General features: G+C 60.0%; 16 protein-coding genes, 1 tRNA gene and 1 pseudogene. 11 read left to right on the forward strand and 7 right to left on the reverse strand.

All coding sequences use genetic code 11. The annotated features are described in order from the left end of the window. Positions 1-6 precede the first annotated feature (6 nt). Positions 7-1,851 (forward strand): annotated as a pseudogene (locus CMG77_RS13205) (TonB-dependent receptor); the annotation flags it as partial. A gap of 222 nt (positions 1,852-2,073) precedes the next feature. Here CMG77_RS13205 and gcvH read toward each other — a convergent pair. The 4 genes from gcvH to CMG77_RS13225 all read right to left on the reverse strand — a co-directional run bounded on the left by gcvH (position 2,074) and on the right by CMG77_RS13225 (position 6,565). Next, positions 2,074-2,469, reverse strand: coding sequence for a glycine cleavage system protein GcvH (gene gcvH / locus CMG77_RS13210; RefSeq protein WP_286904790.1), 396 nt, complete (start codon positions 2,467-2,469; stop codon positions 2,074-2,076). 32 nt (positions 2,470-2,501) lie between these two features. After that, entirely contained in the window at positions 2,502-3,605 is a 1,104-nt protein-coding gene (gene gcvT, locus CMG77_RS13215) for a glycine cleavage system aminomethyltransferase GcvT (protein ID WP_286904792.1), read from the reverse strand. A 116-nt stretch (positions 3,606-3,721) separates the two neighbouring features. Then, positions 3,722-5,410 carry an ABC transporter permease gene (locus CMG77_RS13220; RefSeq protein ID WP_353743495.1) on the reverse strand — a complete coding sequence of 563 codons (1,689 nt, stop codon included), beginning with the start codon at positions 5,408-5,410 and terminating at the stop codon, positions 3,722-3,724. Between the two features lie 105 nt (positions 5,411-5,515). Then, positions 5,516-6,565 carry an extracellular solute-binding protein gene (locus CMG77_RS13225; RefSeq protein WP_286904794.1) on the reverse strand — a complete coding sequence of 350 codons (1,050 nt, stop codon included), beginning with the start codon at positions 6,563-6,565 and terminating at the stop codon, positions 5,516-5,518. A 222-nt stretch (positions 6,566-6,787) separates the two neighbouring features. On the opposite strand from CMG77_RS13225, the gene CMG77_RS13230 reads away from it, so the two are divergent. The 9 genes from CMG77_RS13230 to CMG77_RS13270 all read left to right on the forward strand — a co-directional run bounded on the left by CMG77_RS13230 (position 6,788) and on the right by CMG77_RS13270 (position 15,559). After that, the gene (locus CMG77_RS13230) at positions 6,788-8,992 is read left to right on the forward strand and encodes an AsmA family protein (protein WP_286904796.1); all 2,205 of its coding nucleotides are present in this window, start codon (positions 6,788-6,790) and stop codon (positions 8,990-8,992) included. A 49-nt stretch (positions 8,993-9,041) separates the two neighbouring features. Next, entirely contained in the window at positions 9,042-10,115 is a 1,074-nt protein-coding gene (gene mutY / locus CMG77_RS13235; protein WP_286904798.1) for an A/G-specific adenine glycosylase, read from the forward strand. A gap of 207 nt (positions 10,116-10,322) precedes the next feature. Then, the gene (locus CMG77_RS13240) at positions 10,323-12,005 is read left to right on the forward strand and encodes a glycoside hydrolase family 2 protein (RefSeq protein ID WP_502691921.1); all 1,683 of its coding nucleotides are present in this window, start codon (positions 10,323-10,325) and stop codon (positions 12,003-12,005) included. Between the two features lie 37 nt (positions 12,006-12,042). Further along, complete coding sequence (locus tag CMG77_RS13245; RefSeq protein ID WP_024462030.1) at positions 12,043-12,330, forward strand: oxidative damage protection protein; 288 nt, start codon at positions 12,043-12,045, stop codon at positions 12,328-12,330. Positions 12,331-12,342: 12 nt separating this feature from the next. Beyond that, positions 12,343-13,260, forward strand: coding sequence for a lipid kinase (locus tag CMG77_RS13250; RefSeq protein WP_286807057.1), 918 nt, complete (start codon positions 12,343-12,345; stop codon positions 13,258-13,260). Continuing rightward, positions 13,257-13,709 carry a hypothetical protein gene (locus CMG77_RS13255; protein WP_286807056.1) on the forward strand — a complete coding sequence of 151 codons (453 nt, stop codon included), beginning with the start codon at positions 13,257-13,259 and terminating at the stop codon, positions 13,707-13,709. Before CMG77_RS13250 ends, CMG77_RS13255 begins: the two co-directional genes overlap by 4 nt. A gap of 111 nt (positions 13,710-13,820) precedes the next feature. Next, positions 13,821-13,896 (forward strand) — tRNA-Phe (locus CMG77_RS13260). A gap of 417 nt (positions 13,897-14,313) precedes the next feature. Beyond that, positions 14,314-14,520, forward strand: coding sequence for a cold-shock protein (locus CMG77_RS13265; RefSeq protein WP_024462033.1), 207 nt, complete (start codon positions 14,314-14,316; stop codon positions 14,518-14,520). Between the two features lie 166 nt (positions 14,521-14,686). Then, positions 14,687-15,559, forward strand: a complete 873-nt coding sequence (locus CMG77_RS13270; RefSeq protein ID WP_286807054.1) for a mechanosensitive ion channel domain-containing protein — start codon at positions 14,687-14,689, stop codon at positions 15,557-15,559. A gap of 28 nt (positions 15,560-15,587) precedes the next feature. Here the strand turns inward: CMG77_RS13270 and mtnN are convergent, their stop codons facing one another. Further along, on the reverse strand, positions 15,588-16,385 hold the full coding sequence (gene mtnN / locus CMG77_RS13275; protein WP_286807053.1) for a 5'-methylthioadenosine/S-adenosylhomocysteine nucleosidase: 798 nt from the start codon (positions 16,383-16,385) through the stop codon (positions 15,588-15,590). Positions 16,386-16,800: 415 nt separating this feature from the next. Between mtnN and CMG77_RS13280 the strand changes: the two genes are divergently transcribed. Continuing rightward, positions 16,801-17,841, forward strand: a complete 1,041-nt coding sequence (locus tag CMG77_RS13280; RefSeq protein WP_286807051.1) for a purine-nucleoside phosphorylase — start codon at positions 16,801-16,803, stop codon at positions 17,839-17,841. A 57-nt stretch (positions 17,842-17,898) separates the two neighbouring features. Here the strand turns inward: CMG77_RS13280 and CMG77_RS13285 are convergent, their stop codons facing one another. Next, positions 17,899-19,254 carry an 8-oxoguanine deaminase gene (locus tag CMG77_RS13285; RefSeq protein WP_286807050.1) on the reverse strand — a complete coding sequence of 452 codons (1,356 nt, stop codon included), beginning with the start codon at positions 19,252-19,254 and terminating at the stop codon, positions 17,899-17,901. Next, the gene (locus CMG77_RS13290; protein WP_265366732.1) at positions 19,251-19,973 is read right to left on the reverse strand and encodes a TetR/AcrR family transcriptional regulator; all 723 of its coding nucleotides are present in this window, start codon (positions 19,971-19,973) and stop codon (positions 19,251-19,253) included. The genes CMG77_RS13285 and CMG77_RS13290 overlap by 4 nt, the downstream gene beginning before the upstream one ends. Between the last annotated feature and the right edge of the window lie 2 nt (positions 19,974-19,975).

Here is a 19,975-nt window from a genome sequence, read left to right on the forward strand (position 1 = left end):
GACAATATTGAAGCCGCCTATTACGAAAACGATGATCTCGGCGAGACTGTCAAGGCCCTGCAGGAAGTCCAGCTGCGTAAGTACTACGTCAACCGCGAGCGTATCGGTGCCAACGTCAACCTGGAATATCGCCCGGATGACACCAGCCGCTACTACATGAATACCGTGTTCAGCCGTTTCAGCGATGCCGAAACCCGTCAGCGTAGCATCTATGTATTTGAAGACGGCACACTGGCCGATTTCGATGGTAACAACGGTACCTTTGAAGACATCGCCGAGGACGGCTTCCGTCGACGCATCCGTTTCCGTACCAAAGAACAGGACACCACGGCGCTGGCGTTGGGTGGCGAACACATCATGGAATCCATGGAGCTGGATTATCAACTGGGTTACTCGGTAACTCGCGAGAAGGTGCCCGATGAAACCGAAGGACGGTTTGAGTACCAGACGCAAGCGCTCGACGGTGAATTTACCATCGGCCAGGGTATTCCTTCCTTCCGTATTCTGAACCAGGGCGCCGAAGATATCAGCCACCTGAATCACGCCGAGTACCTGCTGGATCGCGTGGTACTGGAGCCGAAATTCATCGACGATGACGACCTGAATTTCTCGGCCAACGCTCTGTTCCGTGATGCCTTTGGTCAGCGCAACTTCTCTCTGAAGACCGGTATCGATTTCCGGGCCAAAAGCAAAGATGTCGACGTCAATGAAATCGAGCTGCGCGATGTGCCGGAACTGGGCCTTGAGCCCTACACCATCGGCGCGCCGGACTACCCCTTCGCCAATCTCGGGGAGGGAATCAGTGAATCAATGTTCCTGAGCGATTTCTATGCCGACCGCGATGCATTCCAGATTCGCCCGCAGGATGANGACGAAGCGCGCGANTTGCAGCAGGCNGAAGATTTTGTCGCCGATGAAGATGTGCTCGCCGGCTACCTGATGGGCACCTGGCAGGCCGATAACTGGCAGTTGATCGCCGGNGCGCGAGTGGAGTACACCGACTACAGCGCCACGGGCAATCAGTTGGANTTNGATGAGAACGGCGATCTGTCGATCACCAGCCGCTCTGTNGAGTCCGANTACTCCAATGTACTGCCGGGNCTGCACTACCGNTACAACCTGAGCGACGACATGGTGNTGCGTGCNGCCTGGAGNACCACCATCGCCCGTCCNAGCTTTTCNGATATNTCNCCGCGTTTTTCCATCAACCGGGAAGACCTGGANATCGATGCNGGNAACCCCGAGCTGGACCCCTACCAGTCCACCAACTTTGACATCATGTTTGACTGGTACCGCGATGGCGGTGTGNTGTCGGCCGGNATTTTCCACAAGGATATCGACGATTACATCGCCGAGNTCACCNCNACCAATAACGCCGAGTTTGCCGGTTACGAAGTGACCACACCGGTCAATGGCACCGACGCCTCGGTGACCGGGGTGGAGTTCAANCTGGAAGANCAACTGGGNGCNTTCCTGGTCGGCGGTAACCTGACTTTCCTGGATACNGAGTTGTCNCTGGAGCAGCGGGACGGGGAAACCTTTGCTCTGCCTGAGTCGGCCGAGCAGTCCGGTAACCTGTATGTCGGTTACGAGATGGGNCGCTTCAGTACGCGCCTGAGTATTTCTCACCGTGATGAGTATCTGAGTGAGGTGGGTGACAGTCAGGCGTTTGATATTTATGTGGCGCCGCACACCCANGTGGACCTGACGGCGTCGTATCGCCTGGCGGAANGTCTGGACCTGGTGTTTGAGNTGGTGAATATCAATGACGAACCGNTGGAGTTGTATCAGGGGTCNGAGGGTTACACCTACCAGTTGGAAGAGTACGGTCGGACCGCGTCGTTTGGGGTTAAGGGGAGTTTTTANTCCGGGGGAAAGTGGTCGGGTTGGGTAACGGCGGATGNGGGCTTAATACCGCTGCGCTCGGCCCCTACGCGACCTGCCGTGGTGGATCGGTCCGACGCCTCGGAGGGCAAAGCCCGCATCCGCCGTAAACTGNACCCAACGACNCCACCAAACAAAAAACGGCACCCTCGGGCGCCGTTTTTTTATGCNTGCNTCNCAGGCTNNNTCTTAAGCCCCTTCACTCTCCACCGCATTCCGATACCCATCGGCATCCAGNGCNTCGTCCAGCTCCGAGGTGTCGGTCGGNTGCACGCGGAAGAACCAACCATCNTCGTAGGGCGANCCNTTCACGGTTTCCGGTGAATCTTCCAGCGCGTCNTTGATGGCGATCACTTCGCCACTGACCGGCGAGTAAATGTCCGAGGCGGCNTTCACCGATTCCACCACGCCGGCTTCCTCGCCCTTGCTGACGGTGCTGCCCACTTCCGGCAGTTCCACAAACACCACATCACCCAGGCTGTCCTGGGCGTGATCGCTGATGCCGATGGTGACGGTGCCATCTTCTTCCAGCCGNGCCCACTCGTGGCTGGGCAGGTATTTCAGTTCGTTGCGAATCTCGCTCATGGCTCGCTTTCCTGTGGTCAGTTGAATAAAANTTAAATAAGGGCTTTGCCGTTGCGGACAAACGCCGGTTTGGTGACCGACACGGTCACCCACTTGCCGCGCAGTTCCACTTCGCACTGCTCGCCCACCTCGATGGGCACCCGGGCCAGGGCAATGCTGTGGCCCAGGGTCGGGGAGAAACTGCCGCTGGTGNTGATGCCTTCGCGCTCACTTCNGGAAACGCGGACNCGCTGACCGGCNCGCAGTACACCGCGCGCGGTCATANTCAGGNCCACCANCTTGTCCTGCACACCGGNCGCCTTNTNGTCGGTCAGCGCCTGACGGCCGACAAAGTCCCGCTGCTCCGGTANCCAGGCGATGGTCCAGCCCATATTGGCCACCAGCGGCGAGGTCTGCTCNTCCATNTCGTGACCGTACAGNTTCATGCCCGCTTCCAGGCGCAGNGTGTCCCGCGCGCCCAGGCCGCAGGGCGCTACCCCGGCCTCAGCCAGGGCTTTCCATAAGGCTTCCGCCTGCTCGCCAGGCAACACGATTTCCAGTCCGTCTTCACCGGTATAGCCGGTTCGNCCGATAAACCAGTCGTCCGCCTCATANGCCTGAAAGANGCTCAGTTGNTCAATGCCTTCGGCGTACTGGGGCAACACTTGAGTCACCCGGGCAATCGCCTCGGGGCCCTGNACCGCAATCATCGCCAGGTGAGGGCGCTCATCGATTTCGACATCGTAATCCNGACCGACCTCGCGCATCCAGGCCAGATCNTTNTCCCGGGTGGCACAGTTCACCACCAGGCGGTAGTGACCCTCGCGCAGNAAGTGNCCCTCCCGATTGTAGNCAATCAGGTCATCGACCACGCAACCCTCGTGATTGAGCATACCGCTGTACAGGGCCTTGCCGGGCTTGCCGTCGAGCTTGGCNACATCGTTGGCCANCAGGTACTGCAGGTAGGGTTTGGCGTGGGTGCCGCAGACGTCCACCACGGTCATGTGGGACACATCGAACATGCCGGCGGCCCGCCGCACCTGGTGGTGCTCTTCCATTTGCGAGCCGTAGTTCAGCGGCATGTCCCAGCCGCCNAAATCAACGATTTTCCCACCCATGGCGACATGGGTGTCATACAAAGGGGTGCGGTTGCCCATAGTGTGCTGGTCCAGAACGTGGGATCGGGCGGAAGCCGTAGCTCCCGTAAGACCGGTAAAAGGCCGCTATTTTAGCGGCCCGGGGGCGTTTTAACCAGTGGTGACTCGTTGGCCGGTCAGGGTTTCGGGCCGGAACCGGAGCTGAGGGTGGTNGCGGTGCGCGCNGGCAGCCGACTCTGGCGGATCATCAACATCACGGGCGCGATACTCAGGATNACCAGGGTCAGGGCCGGNAGGGCGGCCCGGCGCCACTGGCCCTCGCCGGTNAGNTCGTAAATGCGCACCGCCAGGGTGTCCCANCCGAAGGGGCGCAACAGTAGGGTGGCGGGCATCTCTTTCATGGTGTCCACCAGAACCAGCAGCGCCGCGGTCANTAATCCGGGCGTCAGCAGAGGCAGGTACACCCGNAGCAANACCCGCCACTGATTGGCGCCCAGACTGTGGGCGGCCTCCTGGTAACTGGGGCGAATGCGCTCCAGGCTCGACTGCACCGGGCCAAACGCNACCGAGAAAAAGCGGATGGCGTAGGCGAGAATNAGTGCCAGCAGGGTGCCCACCAACAANTGTTGGGTCTCCAGGCCCAGCAATGCCTGGACGCGGTTGATGANTTCCCGGTCAATAAACGCAAAACCGATCATGATACCCACCGCNAGCACCGAGCCGGGCAGGGCGTAGCCCAGACTGGCCAGGCGCACCGCGCCACTGACNTGATGCTTGCCCAGCAGGCGCTGGCCGTAGGCCACCAGCAACGCGAGCAGAGTGGTGGCCAGCGCTGCGACACCGCCGAGAATGAAGGTGTGGCGAATCAGGCTCCAGTAGCGGNTGTCCAGGGCGGCGGCGCCTTCGGCCCAGGTCCACAGGGCCAGNTGGCCAATGGGGATGGCAAAGGCCACCACAAACACCGTNATGCAGTAGCCNCTGGCCAGCCAGGCCTGGNCGCCCTTGAGAGGGTAGCGCTGGGTTTCCCGGCGCGGAGTCTGGTGGAAGCGGCTGCGGCCCCGGCCNTTCTGNTCGGCNAATAACGCCAGGGCGACAAACAGCAGNAGNANCGAGGCGAGCTGGGCGGCGGCGGTCAGGTTGAAAAANCCAAACCAGGACTTGTAGATGGCGGTGGTGAANGTGTCGTANTTGAACACNGCCACCGCNCCNAAATCCGCCAGAGTNTCCATCAGCGCCAGGGAAATNCCCACCGCAATGGCNGGCCGGGCCATGGGCAGGGCGACCCGCCAGAAGGCNCCCCAGGGGCCTTCGCCAAGCAGCCGGGCNGCGTCGGTCANGCCGCGGCCCTGAGCGATAAAGGCACTGCGGGCGAGCATGTAGACATAGGGGTAGAGAACGCAGGTCATGATGAACACGACCCCGAGCGGGCCCCGNACCGGCAGGAAGGCGACGTCCGGGCCGAGCCAGGCNCGCCAGAGGCTCTGAATNGGNCCGGCGTAATCGGTNATCGCCAGNAACACAAAGGCGACCACATANGTGGGNACNGCCAGNGGCANCATNAGCGCCCAATCCAGCCAGCGTCGGCCGGGAAAGTCACAGACCGCCACCAGCCAGGCGAGACTGACGCCCAGCAGGAGCGTCCAGAGCCCGACNCCCACCACCAGAATNAGGGTGTTTTCCAGNAGCCGNCCGAGCTGGGTCTGAATCAGGTGCTGCCAGATATCCGTCTGNGCATCCCCCCAGCTCAGGACGATCACNCTNACCGGCATNANCACCAGNACCGCCATGAACCANACGGGCAGGTGCCANAGGCGGGCCTGCCAGTAATGGCGGCGGCGTTCGCGCTGAATCACGCTGTGAGTCATGGCTGGATTGGTCAATCGAGGACCCTGAAGCACGGGTTTAAAAACAACAACGGGAGCCGGCCCGGTCAGGCCGACTCCCGATACGACGGTACCTGCGGGTACCGATTACCGATAGCCGGCGCGATCCATCAACTTGATGGCATCGCTNTGCAGGCGACCGGCGGATTCTACATTGACCGAGTCCGCTTTGAAATCGCCCCAGGCGGCGACGAAGTCAGAGGGCTCGACGCTACCGTTGGCGGGGTACTCCTGATTGGCCTCGGCAAATTGCTCCTGGGCTTCCGGGCTGGACAGCCACTCGAGCAGGGCCTGAGCCGCTTCGGGCTGTTTGGCGTGCTTGGTCAGGCCGGCGCCGGAGACGTTGACGTGCACCCCGCGACCGTCCTGGTTGGGCCAGAAGATGGCCAGTTTCACCTCCGGATTCTCTTTCTGAAGGCGGCCGAAGTAATAGGTGTTNACCAGGGTGACATCACACTGACCCGCCAGCACCGCTTCCATGGCCGAGGTGTCGTTGGAGTGCGGAGCGGTGGCCAGGTTGTCCACCCAGCCGGAAACGATCTCTTCCGTCGTCTCTTCTCCCAGGGTGTTGATCATGGTGGCGACCAGAGACTGGTTGTACACCTTCTTGGCGGTACGCAGGCACAGGCGGCCCTGCCATTGATCATCGGCCAGCGCCTCGTAGGTGCTCAGCCCGCTGGGGTCAACCCGCTCGGTGGAGTAGACGATGGTGCGGGCACGCACCGACAGGCCGAACCAGTCGTTGTTGTCCGCCTGCAGATGGTCGGGAATATTGCGCTCCAGCACCTCGGACTCAACCGGCTGGAACAGGCCTTCCTGGGAGGCCTGCCAGAGGTTGCCCGCATCCACGGTCAGCAGCAGGTCCGCCGGGGTATTGCTGCCTTCGGCCTTCAGCCGCTGGATCAGGGCACCGGCGCTGTCGGTAATGAAGCGGACCTTCACGCCGGTTTCCTCGGTGTAGCGCTCGAAAATCGGCTGGATCAGGTGTTCGGCGCGGGCCGAATACACCGTGACGGTGGGTTTGGCCTCGGTCTGCTCGGCCTGGCCTTGGTCGCCGGAGTCGCTGCAGGCCGCCAAGAGCAGGCCGGTGGTTCCAGCCAGCAGGCCGCCAATCAAAGTGCGGGTCAGTTGTTTCATAAAGAAGCCACCTAATGTGCAGAGAATGCTGTTATACAAACAGGAAGTGTAACGCTGCCTAAGATGATAAGTATTCTTATTTACAGAAGCAAACGCTTTCTTAACGTTTTTAACCCGCGAAGTGGTCCTTGAGACGTCTACACTTGGGCTGCTTCCGCTTTGGGCTTACACTGAGCCCTTTTCCATCACTATTTCCGCCAAAGTGCGACAGGGGAGTGCCGGGTGAAACTGTTAAGACGTCTGCTCAAGGTTCTGGTAGCGCTGGTGTTGTTGATTGTGATCGCCGCGGTCGCACTGGTGTTCGTCTTCGATCCCAATATGTTCAAGCCGCGCATCGAGAGTCTGGCCCGGGAGCAGGGAGTTGAGCTTGAGATCAACGGCAACTTGGGCTGGCAGTTGTGGCCCGCCCTGGGGGTGGAGGTCAACGATATCCGGGTCGCCGCGGTGAGCGCGCCGGATGACGCCATTGCGGAGCTCAACCAGGCCAGCCTGCGCCTGGCCATTCGCCCGCTGTTGCAGGGCGAAGTGTCGGTGCACCACATTCTCATTGATGGTGCGGCGCTGGACCTGATCGTGGACGAGCAGGGGCAGGGCAATTGGGAAGCGCTGCTGCCGGAGGAAAGTACCCCGGAGCAGCCCGCGCCGGAACCCGCAACCGCCAGTGAAGCCGAGTCCGGCAAGGCGCTGCAACTGGCTGTGGAGCAGATCACCCTGAGCAATGCCTCACTGCACTATCGCGACCTCGGGACCGGGCAGGACCTCACCCTCTCGCCTCTGAATTTCGGTATTACCGGGTTCAACCTGCAGGGCCAACCGTTCAGTCTCGCGCTGGGCTGGGAGGCGTCCATTGAAGACCCGGCCACGCTCGGCAATGAACCACTGGCGGTGGCGGGAGAACTGGATGGGCGGATCACTCTGGCGCAGGACTTTTCTCATTTGGAGCTGAGCAACGGCCGTTTGCGGGTCGAGTTGGCTCGGGCCGGCGCCTCCGACGATATTCGCCTGACCATCAACGCCCGCGTGGATGAGCTGCTGACCAGTCCGCGTTATCAGAGCGACCTGACTCTGGAGCCGTTCAGCCCGAAGGCGCTGATGGCGGTACTGTCCTTACCAGCGCCAGAACTGGCGGACCCGGAGGCTCTGTCCCGGGTTGCGGTGAGCGCCCGGGTCGAAGGCACCACCGAGCAGGTATCGGTCGATCCGCTGCGCCTGGAATTGGATGAAACCACCATTGAAGGGCGGGCGGCGATCACCGATCTGTCGCAAATGGCTCTGAACGTCGCACTGACGGGCGACCGGATCAATATCGACCATTACCTGCCGCCTCCGTCCGAGGAAGCGGTGGAGGAAGAAACCGGGAGCACCGGAGACGAGCCCCTGATCCCACTTGAGCTGATCCGCTCACTGGATGTCGCCTTTGGTCTGGATTTCGGCGCCCTGACGGTCAAGGACCTGGAAATGCAGGACCTGAGCGTGCGCCTGCTGGCCCGCGACGGCGTGGTCAATCTGGAACGGGCCACGCTCAACGCCTACCAGGGCCGGTTCGATGCCAATGCCCGCGTCGACGGTACCGGGGAGACGGCAGTGGTGGATCTGGTGGCGGACCTGAGCGGGCTGGAACTCGGCCCTCTGCTGACCGCCCTGGAGCTGGACGAAAAGCTGCAACTGACCGGCGCATTGAACGCCGATGTGGCCGCGGATACCCGGGGCCTGACCATGAATGAACTCACCTCGGCGTTGGATGCGCAGGCCGCCTTCTCCGGCGCTCAAGTGCGGCTCGCGCCGCTGAACGTCGAGCAGAAGTTCTGCGAAATCGTCAACCGGGTGACGCAGGCGCAAGCCGATCCGCAGAAAGCCTGGGCGGATTACACCGAAATGAAAGCCCTGTCCGGCAANGTTACCATCCAGGATCAGGTGATTCGTCTGGAATNCCTGCAGGCCGGAGTGGAGCGCCTGACCCTTGGGGCNCAGGGTAAACTGGACATGAAACAGGCGCTGTACGACTTTACCCTGCCCATGCGCCTGGGCAGTGAGAGCACCAGTGAAGGGGGCTGTCAGGTCACCAGCAATTACTGGCTGGACCGGAGCCTGTCGCTGCTGCGCTGCCGGGGTTCACTGGATGACCTCAACCCACTTGGCGACTGTGGGCTCGACAGCGACGGAGTGCAGTCCCTGATCAAGGACTTCGCCGCCTACAAACTNAAAGAGCANCACGGCGAGCGCATTGAAGCGGAAAAGGCCCGCGCCCAGCAAAAAGTGGACGAGGAGAAAGCCCGCGCCCGGGAGAAGCTCGATGAGGAAAAACGCGAGCTTGAAGACCGGGTACGCGAGCGNCTGCTGGGTGGCGACNATGAAGAGGCGACCGATGAGTCCGGCGAGTCCGAACCGAGTGCGGAAGAGCGGCTGAAAGATCTGTTCCGCCGCTGATGGTCGCGACGGTGTGTGTGGTACCCGACTGAAGTGAAACGAGCCGTAAATGAGTGATACCCCCTTTGCCCGTGCCGTGCTGCGTTGGTTTGATCGTCACGGGCGCAAGCATCTGCCGTGGCAGCAGAACATCAATGCCTACCGGGTCTGGTTGTCGGAGATCATGCTCCAGCAGACCCAGGTGACCACGGTCATTCCCTATTTCGAACGATTCATGGAGCGCTTTCCCACGGTCGAGGCACTGGCTGAAGCCCCCGTAGATGAAGTGCTGCACCTGTGGACCGGACTGGGCTATTACGCCCGGGCACGCAACCTGCACCGNTGCGCCCAGCAGGTGGTGAGCGAGCATGGCGGTGCCTTCCCCCGCAGTGTCGAGGCGCTGAGCGATCTGCCGGGTATTGGCCGGTCCACCGCCGGCGCCATTGCCAGCATTGCCTATGGTGAACACGCGGCGATTCTCGATGGCAACGTCAAACGGGTGCTGNCCCGTCACTATGCGGTACCNGGNTGGCCGGGCCAGACCGCGGTGCAGAATGCCCTCTGGGAGTACGCCGAGGTCAATACGCCAAAACGTCGGGTGGGGGATTACACCCAGGCCATGATGGATCTGGGGGCGACCCTGTGCACCCGCACCCGCCCGCAGTGCGACCAGTGCCCGGTGAATGACAGCTGCATCGCCCGGGCCCAGGGTAATCCCACCGATTATCCGGGCAAGAAACCGAAAAAAGACAAACCGGTCAAAGCCGTGCAGTTCCTGATGTTGCGCAACCCCGCGGGGGATATACTGTTGCAGCAGCGCCCACCCCAGGGCATCTGGGGTGGCCTCTGGGGGTTCCCGGAGCTGGCGCGGGAGNAAGACGCNCAGGTTCANGTGCAGGACCACTANGGCGAAGTCGTCGATCGGGAAATCTGGGACAGCTATCGGCACACCTTCAGCCATTATCACCTGGATATCACCCCNGTGCTGTTGCAGCTGGCGCGGGAGCCGGACAGGGTGGGCGAGCGGGCTCAGACCTGGTATCGGCTCGATCGGCCCGAAGCACTGGGGTTGGCCGCGCCGGTCAAAAAGCTGTTACAGCAATTGGCGGAGCTGGACCCGCGCGCCCTGACNGCGGCGGAATAAANANCACAGGAGATTCAGATGAAAACNATAATAATGACCGCNTTNAGCACCCTGNTTGGGCTGACATCGCTGGCGGCATCGGCAACGGAATTTGAGCCCTTTCAGACCTACACCCGGCCGGCCCTGCCGTTGAACGGGGAGTGGAAAATTATCGTCGACCCCTATGAAAACGGCTATTACAACTATCGCTACGAGCCGTTTGACCAGATGGACAATCCGCCGCGCAGTGCCTATTTTCGNGATGCCAAACCGCGCCACTCCGGCGAACTGATCGAATATGACTTTGACGCCTCCGAGAGCCTGACTGTGCCGGGGGACTGGAATACCCAGAAAGAAAAACTGTATTACTACGAAGGCTCCATCTGGTATCGCAAACTGTTCAATGCGCCCNCGACCGAAGGCAAGCAGCGCACGTTCCTGCATTTTTCCGCAGCGAATTATCGNGCCGATGTGTACCTCAATGGCGAAAANCTCGGGCACCACGTCGGCGGTTTNACCCCGTTCTATTTTGAAACCACCGGCAAGCTGAANCCCCAGNNCAANTCNCTNGTNGTNAANGTGGATAACANACGCNANCGTGACGGNGTGCCCACTCTTAACACCGACTGGTGGAACTANGGCGGCATCACCCGNAGTGTGCGNCTGCTGGTGACTCCCGAAGTGTTCGTNCGNGATTANAAAATTCAGCTCAATGACCACAAAACCGGGGAGCTGTCCGGCTACGCGGTGGTCGATGGTGCCGGCGCCGGTCGGGANGTGCGNCTGACNNTNCCGCAACTCAANATCGATGTNCGGGCCACCACCAACGCCGAGGGNNTTGCGACCTTNAGCGCTCNAGCNGTGGGNGCNCANCTNTNGTCGCCGGACAGCCCGCGNATGTATCAGGTCATTGTGCGCACGGGCAACGACCGGCTGGATGACGAAGTGGGGCTGCGCACCATTGAAGCCGAGGGCAAACAGTTGCTGTTGAACGGCAAACCGGTTTTCCTGCGGGGTATTTCCCTGCATGAAGAATACGCCGTGGACGGCGGTGGTCGCGTCACCTCCGTGGAAGAAGCCCGCAAGCAGCTGCAGTGGGCGCGCGACCTGAATGCCAACTTTGTGCGCCTGGCACATTACCCGCACAACGAACACATTGTCCGTCTGGCAGACCAACTGGGCGTCATGCTCTGGTCGGAAATTCCGGTGTACTGGACCATCAACTGGGACAGCGAAGAGACCTACCAGAATGCCCAGGCGCAACTGGAAGAAATGATCGGACGGGACAAAAACCGCGCCTCGATCATCATCTGGTCACTGGCCAATGAAACGCCGGTGAGTGAGGCGCGCAATCGGTTCCTGACCCGTCTGGCCGACCGGGCCCGTTCCCTGGACAGTAGCCGCTTGATCAGCGCCGCCATGGAAAAGCACTACGACCCCGAGAATCCCGAGCGTGCCATCGTGGAGGATCCCCTGGCGGAGTTGATGGACATTGTCAGCTTCAATCAATACATCGGCTGGTACGATGGATTACACGAAAAAGCCGAGCGGGTCACTTGGCACATACCCTACGACAAGCCGGTGTTTATCAGCGAGTTCGGAGCCGGTGCCAAGCAGGGCCTGCAGGGCGACTCCAACACCCTCTGGACCGAGGCCTATCAGGCCGAGTTGTACCGCAAAACCCTGGCTATGCTCGACAAGATCGATGGTTTTGTCGGTACCTCACCCTGGATTCTGGCGGATTTCCGCTCGCCGCGTCGTACGCTGCCGGGAGTTCAGGACGACTTCAACCGCAAGGGCCTGCTGTCCGAAACCGGCGTACCCAAGGAGGCCTTTGGCGTGCTCCGCGAATACTATCGTCAGCGCGCTCTGGAGCGGGTCACTGTGGAAAAGGCCGAACAGAGTGAGTAGTATCCCGGCCACATTGAAGGCTTAGGAGGCACGCCGTATGTCCCGCACCGTATTCTGTCGCAAGTACCAACGTGAGCTGGAGGGCCTGGAGCGTCCTCCACTGCCCGGCCCCAAAGGGCAGGACATCTATGACAACATCTCCCGCCAGGCCTGGCAGGAGTGGCTGGCGCATCAGACCATGCTGATCAATGAAAAGCATCTGAATCTGATGGACATGGGTTCGCGCACTTACCTGAGCGAGCAGATGGACAAGTTTCTCTCCGGGGACGATTACGACAAGGCCGAAGGCTACGTCCCACCCAGTGACACCGACGGCGCATCCTGACGGACGCCCCCGATGGCCAGCGCCATTCGCACCCTGTTGATCATCAACCCCGGCAGCCGTCGGGGTTCCGAGGCGACGCTCGATGAAGGGGTCGAGCGCCTGCGCAGCGCCGGATTTGAGGTGGAGCTCTACCTCTCAAAGGGGCCGGAACAAAGCCGCCGGGCGGTGCGCGAGCGCCGCGAGCAACTGGATCTGGTCATCATGGCCGGGGGCGACGGCACCATCAGCTCCATGGCCCAGACCCTGTATGAATGCCAACTGCCGCTGGCGATCCTACCGCTCGGTACCGCCAACGACCTAGCCCGCACCCTGGGGGTGCCTCAGGAGCTGAACGCCGCCTTTGACGTCATTGCCGCCAACCCGCGTCGCCGAATCGATCTGGGCGTGGTCAACGACCAGTATTTTTTCAATGTGGCGAACCTTGGCCTGGGGGTGCAGGTCACAGAAGAGCTGACCGATGAGGTCAAGAAACAGTGGGGCGTGTTCAGTTACCTCAGAGCGTTCTTCGCCGCGCTGCTGCGCCGTCGTCAGTTCCGCGTCCGACTGACCGTCGATGGCCAGCGCCAGAAACTGCGCTCCATCCAACTGGCGGTGGGCAACGGCCGTTACTACGGTGGCGGTAACGTGGTCCGGGATTGCGCCAGCATTGACGATGGCCTGCTGTCGCTGTACAGCGTACGTCCCCTGGGCGTCTGGGAGCTTCTGACGCTGGCGCCGCTGCTGCGCGAAGGCCAGTATGACCTGGACCACCGGGTCGTGACCGCGCGGGGTCAGCGGATCGAGATAGAGACCCGTCCGACCGGTATGTCGATACACGCGGACGGCGAGCCGGTAACCGCCACGCCGGCACAGTTCCACTGTATCCCCGGTGCGCTGGAAGTGGTGGCACCGGAGAACAATGCTTTTGAAACCGACAGGCCAATGCTATGAATCTGCTCAGAACCGATCTGCAAACCGCCCTGCAAAACCTGCACGTTGGGGTACAGGAAAGCGCGGACAACCTGCGCGACCTGGCGGAGTTCATTGACGATGATGACGTGGCGGCCCTGTTTTCAAGCCTGGCCGATGCCCGCGACAGTCTGTCCGACGGCCTGGCCGACGCCATCCGCGACGCCGGCGACCTGCCGGCGGCCCCGAACAGCGAAAAAGAAGCCGGTGAACACCTGATCCACCGCATCAGGGCCCTGTTCTCCGCGGACCAGACCGTCAGCCTGATTCGCCAGTGCCTGGAGGCGGAAGAACACCTGCATCAGGTACTGACCGTCTGCGACGCCCTGAACCCCGAGGCGCCTTATCCCCACTGGCGGGAAAAAGTGAGTGCCCACTTGGACGAAAGCCGTGCTCAACTGGAGCAGTGCCTGAAAAAACATGGCGGTTAGGCATCAGTCCTCAGGAATTTGCCAACCCCTCTTGACTCATTGAGCCTGAAACGGTTTAATACGCGCCTCTTGTCGCCGAGCCCCCGGGGCTGGCAGACCAAGACAAGAAAAGCCCGGATAGCTCAGTCGGTAGAGCAGTGGATTGAAAATCCTCGTGTCGGTGGTTCGATTCCGCCTCCGGGCACCATACAAAAACCCTCGCCTGCAAAGGCGGGGGTTTTTTTATGGTGCCAGGTGGCTGGATGAGAGCCACCGCCTGGTTCGACAAAATTGTCTGGAACAATTTTGGACGCCCGAAGGGCGGGCCGCAGGCCGAGCCCCATGGATGGGGCGAGCATTCCGCCTCCGGGCACCATACTTTGAAAAAACCCCGTTAGCCCCCATGGCTGCGGGGTTTTTTTTATGCCCAGCCATCCAAAAAGTCTTGACGCCGGCTGTAGAACAGATACTATGGGTCCTGCTAGAAAGCTTGTTTTATATTTATGCACAACCATTTCGATTCCTGCCTGTAGCAAGTCGTCCTGTCCGTCATAAGTAATAGCACCATTTCCAGCACAACCGACCCTCGGGTCATCTACACATTTTGATTGATTAAGGTAAGACTATGTCTACAGTTACTGGTACCGTTAAGTGGTTCAACGAAGCAAAAGGTTTTGGTTTTATTGAGCAGGAGTCCGGTCCGGACGTTTTCGCTCACTTCAGCGCCATTCAGGGCACTGGCTTCAAAACCCTGGCCGAAGGCCAGAAAGTAAGCTTCACCGTGACTCAGGGCCAGAAAGGTCCTCAGGCGGAAAACATCCAGCCTATGTAAGCGATTGTCGCTTCGTTAGGTCGCTTGCCCCTCGAGGCAAGCAACGAGAAACGGCGCTCCTCGGGGCGCCGTTTTTTTATGCCCGGTGTTCATGGCTTTGCCGCCGGATTTGCTACACTGCGCCCATTACCGATGCCCGCGTCGGGCGTAAGATCAGGACACCACCATGCTGGAAACCATTGGTATCAACCCCGCCGAACTGGCCGCCTCGGAAACGCTGCTGAAGCTGCTGATCAGCACAGCGTTGCTGATCACCGTGGTGGTGGTAGTGCGGGCGCTGTCCGCCCGCTACATCCGCCGCAACGTCGCCTCCATGGAGTTGCGCCGCCGCTGGCTGGTGCACTCGCGTAACGGCCTGCTGCTGTTCATGCTGCTGGGGTTGATCATCATCTGGGGGGAAGAGCTGCGCACCCTGGCACTGTCGGTGGTGGCCATCGCCGTGGCGTTTGTGGTGGCCACCAAGGAGCTGATTCTGTGTGTGACCGGCTCCATTCTCAAAGCCGGGGCTGGGTCCTTCAACATCGGGGACCGCATTCAGGTGAAGGACTTTCGCGGCGATGTGATCGACCAGAGTCTGCTCGCGACCACCATTCTGGAAGTGGGCCCGGGCAAGTTGACCCACCAGCGCACCGGGCGGATGATCGTGATTCCCAACGCCCTGTTTGTGGCCGAGCCGGTGATCAACGAAAGCTACACCCACGACTATGTGCTGCACGTGTTCACCATCCCCTTCAAGCGCACCGCCAACTGGCAGGCCGCGCAACAGGCGCTGTTGGCCTCGGCCAATGATCACTGTGCGTCCTATCTGGCCGAGGCCAAGCGCTATCTCAAAAGACTGAACGAATATCGCGGCCTGGACGCCCCCTCGGTGGAGCCACGCATTACCCTGCAGATGCCGAGCGCCGAAGAAGTTCACCTGGTGGTGCGCATCCCCGTGCTGACCGACCGGCGTAGCGCGATCGAGCAATCGATTCTGTCGGAGGTGTTCACGCATGCCGAGCTTCTTTCCCAAAAAACAGAGGACTGTCCCGCCAAATGATCCATCATCGGAGGCCGCAGTGCGTTGATCAAAGGTATTCAAGTAGATGCAGGGAGAACTTGGCCGCCTCCCGGGCAGCGATTGGGCCCAAGCGCAAGTAATCGTTGTTGGGCTCTTCCTTGGCCAGGTTGCTGCCGGAGCGGATGATCAGATAGGGCACCCCGAAGGTCTCGCACACATGCCCCAGGGGGGCGGATTCCATCTCCATAATGTCGGCCTTGAACTTCTCCCGCAGTAGTGTGAGCCGACGTTCGGTCACCCCGAACAGATCCGATGAGGTCACCACCCCAAAGCGGACAGTGTTTTTGTAGGTGTCGTTGTTGGCACTGACAGTTTGCGCGGGATAGGTTTCCATCGCCTTCTCTGCCAGTTTCAGAAGATTCCCACTTGGGGTAAATTCATTCTCCACTTCTTTGCCGTCGTCCGGGCTGTTCATGGGGCGGTAGGTCATGCCACTGGATGTCAAGCTACCGTAGTCGTGCTCATAGGTATGGGTGGCCACCACCACATCACCGGTTCTCAAATCCGGGTTCACACGGGCGCCGGTACCGGTCATCAACACCAGACGGGGGCGGAACTCCCGGAGAAAAAGAGTGGTGGTCATGCCAGTGTAGGTTTTACCGATACCGGTGATGGCCACCACTACCGGTTTGCCGTGCAGCGTTCCCTGCCAGTAGGGGATTCCCCACAGGCTTTTCTTTTCCGGGTCCTTCAGGGCATCGGTCAGTACCGGAATTTCCTGAGGGACGGCGCCGAGAATGACGATGGTCTCCGTGGGCTCGTACACCAGATCGGTGTTCGCATGACTGAGAGTTGAAAGCAGCAAAAGGCATAAGACCCCGAAGGTCGCCCGTAAAAGGGATGAGGAAAGTATCATCATAGTGGCTTCTCGTAGTGTGTTGGTAAAAAGCGGGGAGCACTGGATCGTCACGTCGATATGGACCATCAGAGCTCAACTCCGGTGCGTCTTGTGCATGACAGCAATTTCTGTACCCAACCTTAATTTACCTGACTGGATCGTCAAAAAATGGGAATTGATAGCGTCAATGGCCTGGGGAATGAGCAAAAAAGGCGCTCCTTGTGATGTTGCTGCCCACAAACTGTGCGATTTCTGTCGGGCCTGGCGAGCGTTCCGGCGCATTTGCCGAGACGTTTCGCGGCCTTCCGCAATATGTTGTCCAATTGGACAGTATTTTGCATAAGCCATCCTGATCTTTTTCATCCAACAGGAGAGGTAGCTTGTGCAAACATTGATTCTGCGTTCGGGGCTGTTGATGGCCGCGTTATTTATGTCTTTTGCCGCCCAGGCGGCGATTCCGGTAAAAGTGGTAGTGGTCGCCATGTTCGAAAATGGTGAGCTGACGGGAGACGAGCCTGGGGAGTACCAGTTCTGGATTGAACGGCTGAAGCTCGAGAAAGTGGACTTTCCCCTTGGAGCTCACGATCTGCATGTCAACGACGACGGTGTGCTCGCGATCTGCACCGGCGGTGGTGTGACCAACGCCACCGCGTCCATCATGGCGCTGGGTCTGGATGATCGTTTCGATCTGTCCAATGCCTATTGGGTGATTGCGGGTATTGGCGGTGGCGATCCGCTGGATGTATCGCTGGGCACGGGGGTATGGGCCAAACACGTAGTGGATGGCGATCTTCTCTACGAGATTGACGGTCGGGAAATTCCCGACAGTTGGGATTATGGCCTGATTCCACTGGGTGCCAAAGAGCCGAATCAGGAGTCCACCGGTTGGACGGTGGATACCATCTCCTACGATCTGAATTCGTCCCTGGTAGATTGGGCCTATGAATTGACCAAGGACCATCCGGTGGCGGACACGCCTGGGCTGAAAAGCTTTCGCGAACATTATGAAGGCTACCCCAATGCGCAACGACCTCCTTTCGTTACCATAGGCGATACGTTGGGGGCCAGCACCTATTGGCACGGTGAGTTGCTCAACAAGTGGGCCAATGATTGGGTCAAGCTGCATGCGGGTGATGATGCCAATATGGTCACCACCAATATGGAAGACAACGGCACCCTGACCGCGCTGCACCGACTGGCAAAAACCGGCCGCGTGGATACTGATCGGGTGTTGGTACTTCGCACTGTCAGTAACTTCAGTCTGCAGCCGCCGGATAAAACAGCGGCCTGGAGCACCACCGCGCCTTATCCGGATGACAGTCTGCCGGCTTATGAAGCGGCTTTCGGCCTGGGCAATCGCGTCGTGCAGACGCTGTTGAAGGGATGGGGCACCTACGAGGACAAAATTCCGGGAGCGCTTTAGCGCATTCTGACCGGGGTCGCGCGTGCGGCCCCTTCAATCGGTCTTTATCGACGTCAGTCAGGCCGCTTTGTCGCGAAGACGTTGGGCTGCCTGCGTATGCTCGGCAATAATCCGGTCGATATCATTGTCAATCAGCTCGCCAGCCTTCACTTTCCAGCGCCCTCCCACCATGACGAAGTCCGCTCGATGAGCCCCGCACAACAGCAGTGCCGCAACTGGGTCCCCGTGCCCGGAGAAGCGTGGTTTCTCCAGACGAAACAGTGCCAGGTCGGCCTGTTGTCCTTTTGCCAGCGTCCCCAGTTCCGGTCTCTGCAACAGGGCCGCGCCACCGCTGGTCGCCATGGTTAACGCATCCCGGTGACTGCATCCCGCTGCGCCGTAAGTCAGCTTCTGCATCAGCATGGCCTGGCGCGCCTCCTGAATCATGTTGGAGCCGTCGTTCGAAGCCGAGCCGTCTACCCCCAAGCCCAAGCGCACCCCAACGTGGCGCATCTCCTGCGCCCGGCATTGGCCCGAGCCCAGCAGCATGTTAGAGCTGGGGCAGTGGCATACGCCCACCCCGCTGCCCGCCAGACGTTGAATTTCGCCATCGTTGAAGTGAATACCATGGGCGAGCCAGACGCGCTCGTTCAGCCAGCCCACGCTGTCCAGATAGTCCACCGGTCGCTGGTTGAAGCGATTCAGGCAGAACTGGTTCTCGTCTTCGGTTTCCCCAAGGTGCGTATGCAGCAGCACATCTTTCTCGACTGCCAGTTGGGCGCTCTCACGCATCAGATCCGGAGTCACTGAAAACGGCGAGCAAGGCGCCAGAGCAATTCTGCAAAAGGACTCGGGGCGCCGGTCGTGATAGCGGTCAACCAGTCGCCGGCTTTCACTCAGAATGCTTGCCTCGGTTTCCACCAAGAAGTCCGGTGGCAGCCCCCCTGCTGATTCGCCAAGGCTCATGGAACCGCGTGTCAGCGTGACCCGCATGCCGATGCTGTGTGCGGCCGATACCTGAGTATCAATGGCGCGGGGCAATAGCGTGCTGAATACGTAATGATGATCAGCAGCGGTGGTGCAGCCGGACATCAATAGCTCGGCCAATGCCAGTCGGGTTGATGCATAAATGGCATCATCGTCAAGGTTCGTCCACACCGGGTAGAGCGTCTGTAGCCAGTCGAACAGACCTTTGTTCAATGCGGGGGGAAAGGCCCGGGTCAGGGTTTGGTAAAAATGATGGTGGCAGTTGATCAGGCCGGGAAGCAGCACATGGTTTGAGGCATCGAATGTCTGATCATAGGCGGTGGCGGGCTCTCGGCCTTTCGCCACCAGCTCGACGATGTGGTTGTCTCGCACCACCAACCCGTTGTCGGCGTTCTCCCCTGTGCCGGTCCAGCATGCCAGCGGGTGGCGCAGCCATAGAACGCTCATGACTCGGCTTCATCCAACGCGGTTTGCGCCGCCGGCCGCGCGGGGGGCTCAAGGCCGCAGCCGCGCAAGATCAACTGACTCAGAAAATCGGAAATATCGCGGATCATATCCGGTTCGTACTCCGCCCGGTTCATGATGGTGAGTACCTGAGTGTCGAAGTCGGCGTAATGCTGAGTGGAGGACCAGATCAGGAAGATCAACTGCATGGAGTCCACCTTCGCCATGCGCCCCTGCTCGATCCAGGTATCGATGACCGCCGCCTTGCGTCGGACCCATTGACGCATTTCGGTGCGAATGTAGTCTTTTAAATGCGGTGCGCCCTGAACGATTTCCATGGCGAACAGCTTGGATGCGCGAGGGTGCGTGTAGGACAGCTCGACCTTCTTCCGGATGAACTCATCCAGTACCACCGCCGGATCATCCTTTTCGGTAATTTCGTCGAAAAAGTTGTTCCACAGATGGATCAGGTTATCCAACACCGCAATGTACAGGTTGGACTTGCTCTTGAAATAATAATGGACATTGGCCTTCGGAATCTGGGCTCGATCGGCGATGGCCTGGATGCTGGTACCCCGGTAGCCGTGTTGAACAAACTCTTCCTCCGCCGCCTTGATAATATTGGTCAGGTTGCGGTCCCGAATTTTCCCCGCCCTGTACTTGCCGGTCGGGGTTTCGTTGGGGTCGAAGTCCATCGCGTTTTCCAGTGCTTTATTGACCATTG

Origin of the sequence: Marinimicrobium sp. (assembly GCF_002695945.1) — a bacterium.
In the GTDB taxonomy this organism is placed as follows: domain Bacteria; phylum Pseudomonadota; class Gammaproteobacteria; order Pseudomonadales; family Cellvibrionaceae; genus Marinimicrobium; species Marinimicrobium koreense.